The organism is Haemophilus haemolyticus, from assembly GCF_001008275.1.
GTDB classification, from domain to species: Bacteria; Pseudomonadota; Gammaproteobacteria; order Enterobacterales; family Pasteurellaceae; genus Haemophilus; species Haemophilus haemolyticus_P.
This window is the reverse complement of record NZ_LCTH01000012.1, coordinates 1-4,082: the sequence shown is the minus strand read 5'-3', so window position 1 is coordinate 4,082 and position 4,082 is coordinate 1. Positions and strand designations below refer to the sequence as shown.

Sequence of the window (4,082 nt, the reverse complement as noted above, 5' to 3'; positions counted from 1 at the left end):
TTTGCTTCCTTTTTTAGTTGAAATATATTGAAATCCTTTTAAGAATTATTATTTGACGTTTCTTCAGATTCCTCAATCAATATTCCTGCTGTTTCATCATTTAATGCTTGAGCATCGACATGAGGTTTAATGAATGGTTTTGGCGTCCAATATTTTTTTAAGATTTCATTAGAAAAACCATGTAGAACTTCCTCATTTAGGCGTTCTTGATCCAATGCTCGCACTTCTTTAATGACTTCATCAGCCTCAATCTTATCAATACCAAGTTTCATTAATGTTGCTTGGCTAAGTGCAATGGCGGATTCAAAAGTTTCACGTACAATAAAATCCACATCTTGCTTAATTAGGCTCACCGTCGTTTTTCTATCATAAGTGCGGGTTAAAATCGGCAAGTTTGGATAAGCCCCTTTAAGTTGGCTCACAATCGTTTCAATGCGATCTGTATCATTAATACCAATCACCACACATTTAGCTTTTTCAATTCCCGCGGCGTAAAGTACATCCAAACGAATACCATCACCATAATAGACTTTAAAACCAAATTTTGCCGCAGCACGGATATTTTCTATATTACGATCAATCACTGAAACGCTGATGCCGCGGATTAATAATGTTTGACATACGATCTGGCTAAAGCGGCCAAAACCAATTACAAGCACGTTATCTTCTAAATCATCAATAGGGGACAAATCGCTCGTATCTGGTTGATTCGCTGATTTTCTCTCTCCACATTGCGCTAATTTACGCGTAATTTGTGTAATAAATGGAGAAAACAACATGGAAATAATTACCGCCGCAGTAAAAGTGGCATTTTCATGGTTGCTCATTACGCCTGCTGTTGTTGCGGCAGAGAAAAGCACGAAAGCAAATTCACCACCGTGCGCCAAGAGTGACATTCTTCCCACTGCTTCTCTATGTTCTAAACGAGTGATTCGAGCAACAACATACACAGAAAGTCCTTTGCCAATAATATAAAGGAATACAATTCCGAGTAGTAATAACCAGTGATTAAACACTAAGCTCAAATCCAATGACATGCCCACGCCCATAAAAAACAAGCCAAGCAATAGACCTCGAAATGGCTCGATATCCGCTTCTAATTGATGACGGAACGAAGACTCTGACAGCATAACTCCTGCTACAAATGCCCCCATTGCCATTGAAAGTCCACCTATTTCCATAGCTAATGCTGCGCCAAGTACAACTAATAAAGCCGCAGCAGTCATCATCTCTCGAATATGTGCTTTAGAAATTAATCGGAATAATGGATTCATTAGCCATTTGCCCGCAACAATCAAGCCGATTACAGCACCTAATGCGATGCCGATTGACATCCAATCGGTATGAGTGCTTTCTTCAGAATGAGGCGCAAGAAACGCCACTGATGCCAATAATGGCACAATAGCAATATCTTCAAAAATTAAAGTCGAAATAATTCGCTGACCTTTAGATGTGCTGGTAATACAACGTTCTTCCAAAGTTTGCATCACAATCGCAGTTGAAGAAAGTGTAAATCCCATGCCTGCGATAAACGCGACTTCTTTCGGTAAATCAAGTAAATAAATCCCTGCCAAAGTAAGCAATACACCACACAACCCAACTTGTAACAATCCCCGCCCAAAAATCGCTTTTTTCATAGACCATAGACGTTCAGGGTGCATTTCAAGTCCAATAATGAACAAGAACATCACTACACCCAATTCAGCCAAATGCACGACTGAAGCCGGATCTTGAATAACACCGAATACTGAAGGACCAATCATACAGCCCGCCACTAAATACCCAAGCACGCTACCAAGCCCTAGGCGTTTAAATAACGGTACAATAGTCACGCTCGACGCAAGCAAAATTACGGTTTTAATCAGATCTGAATCGGCAAGATGGGACATTAATAGCTCCAATGATGAAATGGAATATAATTGTATTCTAACTAGTTTCCTTTAAATAAAAAAGTGAGCATATCTCATATTATGCTCACTTTAGAAATGGATAAACCTAAGTTCAATTAATTAACTCAGAATGTCTTTTCAAACAACATATTCACATTCTTCTGTGTATAAGAATACATTTCTGGGATATTGCTATCTTGTTTACGCCAGCTTAATTGGAGTTTTGGTGTAATTCCCAAAATATGCCAATCGCGTTTCCATAGGGATAAATTTATGCCGTAAATTTTATCTTCTCGACGTTTTCCAAAAGAAAACAAATTGAGATTACCAAGTTTGGTAATATCTTTAAATTCACGTTTCATTATGGATAAGCTGAGACGTGAGGAAATGCCCCAATTCCATTCTTGCCCCCAACCTAAACGTAAGCTTTTACTGTCTGAACCATATTGACGAACCTTCGTTCTTTCTGCCATAAAATCAGAACCGAGGTAGAAAAACTGTTTCGGTGTTCTTGCCCACAGTAAGGTTGCGGAAATCAGTTTGTTATTACCGTTTTGTGATGTACTGTCTAAATAACGTTGTTTTGAAAACTCTCCCGCCGTAAAAAGTTGCCAGTTTGGACTTAACCAGCGAGAAAATTCCACCCTTGCCCCATTAGACCAACGGTAACTTTCGCCGCCATACCAACGTTTTTCATAAAAGGGTTTAATACGGAAATTTTGCTTTGCGGTTTTATGTGCATATCCAACAAAAGTGCGGTTGGAAATATCATCAAATTTATGATTATCCCAGTAGCTCTTTCCCCCAAACTCATTGCCCACCGTGAGGTAATTAGAGCTCCATAAATTAAAATCTCTCGAAATATCGAGTGAATACGCCAAACCGTGGGCTGTTTGTGGCATCATCGATTCCGAACGTGTTAAGGTGCCACCATTATTTAATGCGACCGTTTTACCCTCGCCGACATTGTTGACATTGGTATCACGTACATAATTAAAAGAAAAGTCCACATTCCAGCTATCACGTTCTTTTAAAGCCTCTAAATAAGCATCCATTAAACGCTTAACTTGAGGCGGTAAATCCTCTGCGGTTTGTGCTTTTTCAAATTGGTCTTTAGCAGCACCGTCTTGTTTTTGATTGAATAAAGCGATAGCCAGTTCAATTCGTACAGGGTTTAAATTTGGATTTTTGGCTAAAATTTCGCGATATTTATCAATAGCTACAGTATAGTTTTCCGTTATCGCAGCCAATTTTCCTTCCGCAAAGCGTTCCATAATCGGGTCACGATTTGGAAAAGTGCGGTAAATTTCCAGCAATTTTTTTATCATTTCTGGATTGCGTGCGTAAATGGCACGGCTTAATAATTCTTGGGTTAAAGCGGGGTTTTGTTTAAGTTGCTCAAGGGTAATTTGAATTTGTTCGACTTGCTCTGTGCCTAAGGGCGGTAAATTTTGTTCGCGTTTTTCAAGTTTAGCGACATTAATTTGTGGTTCAAGTTCGGTTTTAATTGGTGTTTGACGAATATCTAGTGCCGTTGTTTCTGCTAAAGCAAGAGCGGGGAAAAGTGCAGTAAAAAAGAGAGCAATATTTTTCATAAAATGAGTAACTTTAAATAAATATTTATAAACAAACAATAAATTGAAAAATGGCGGACAAAAATCCGCCAAATATTGTTTTATAACAATTATTTAGGTTGTTTGGTTGCATCAAAAAAGGCTTCATAGCCAAAAAGATATTTTGTTGCACCATCTTTGCCTTCAAAGCTTGGATAAAAACCCTCCTCTGCTGCGCGTCTAGAATTATACTCCACACGTCCAACTATATCACCATTTTTTGAAATAGTAGCAGAATACTTACCGTCAGCATCATCCCCAAAATCTACATGACCATCTTTCACTTTATTTTCTATAATCTCTTTTTCTCCCAAATTAATGCTACCTACGGTTTTACTATTGATAGTTCCCGACATTTTAAATTTATCAGAAGAATTTTTTTGAACATTAAGTGTAACATCACCGTCTTCATCTGTCGTCGTTTGTGCGTATCTTTCCTCGTCAGTGTTACTAAGCTTAACTTTTGCAAATACTTTACCTTTATAAGTTGCATCAACTAAATCGCTAGATTTACCATCTACTACAGCTCGATAAAACAGCTTTTTAAGATCATCGTATGAAGATGCCGCTGGTTGAGTTA

Annotated in this window: 3 protein-coding genes; all 3 read right to left on the bottom strand. The window is 38.2% G+C overall.

The window, feature by feature from the left end:
* Window positions 1-38: 38 nt before the first annotated feature.
* Window positions 39-1,889, bottom strand: coding sequence for a monovalent cation:proton antiporter-2 (CPA2) family protein (locus AAX15_RS01440; RefSeq protein ID WP_046938802.1), 1,851 nt, complete (start codon window positions 1,887-1,889; stop codon window positions 39-41).
* A gap of 125 nt (window positions 1,890-2,014) precedes the next feature.
* The gene (locus AAX15_RS01435) at window positions 2,015-3,484 is read right to left on the bottom strand and encodes a surface lipoprotein assembly modifier (RefSeq protein WP_046938801.1); all 1,470 of its coding nucleotides are present in this window, start codon (window positions 3,482-3,484) and stop codon (window positions 2,015-2,017) included.
* 89 nt (window positions 3,485-3,573) lie between these two features.
* On the bottom strand, window positions 3,574-4,082 hold a 509-nt coding region (locus tag AAX15_RS09505), incomplete at its 5' end, for a hypothetical protein (protein WP_046938799.1).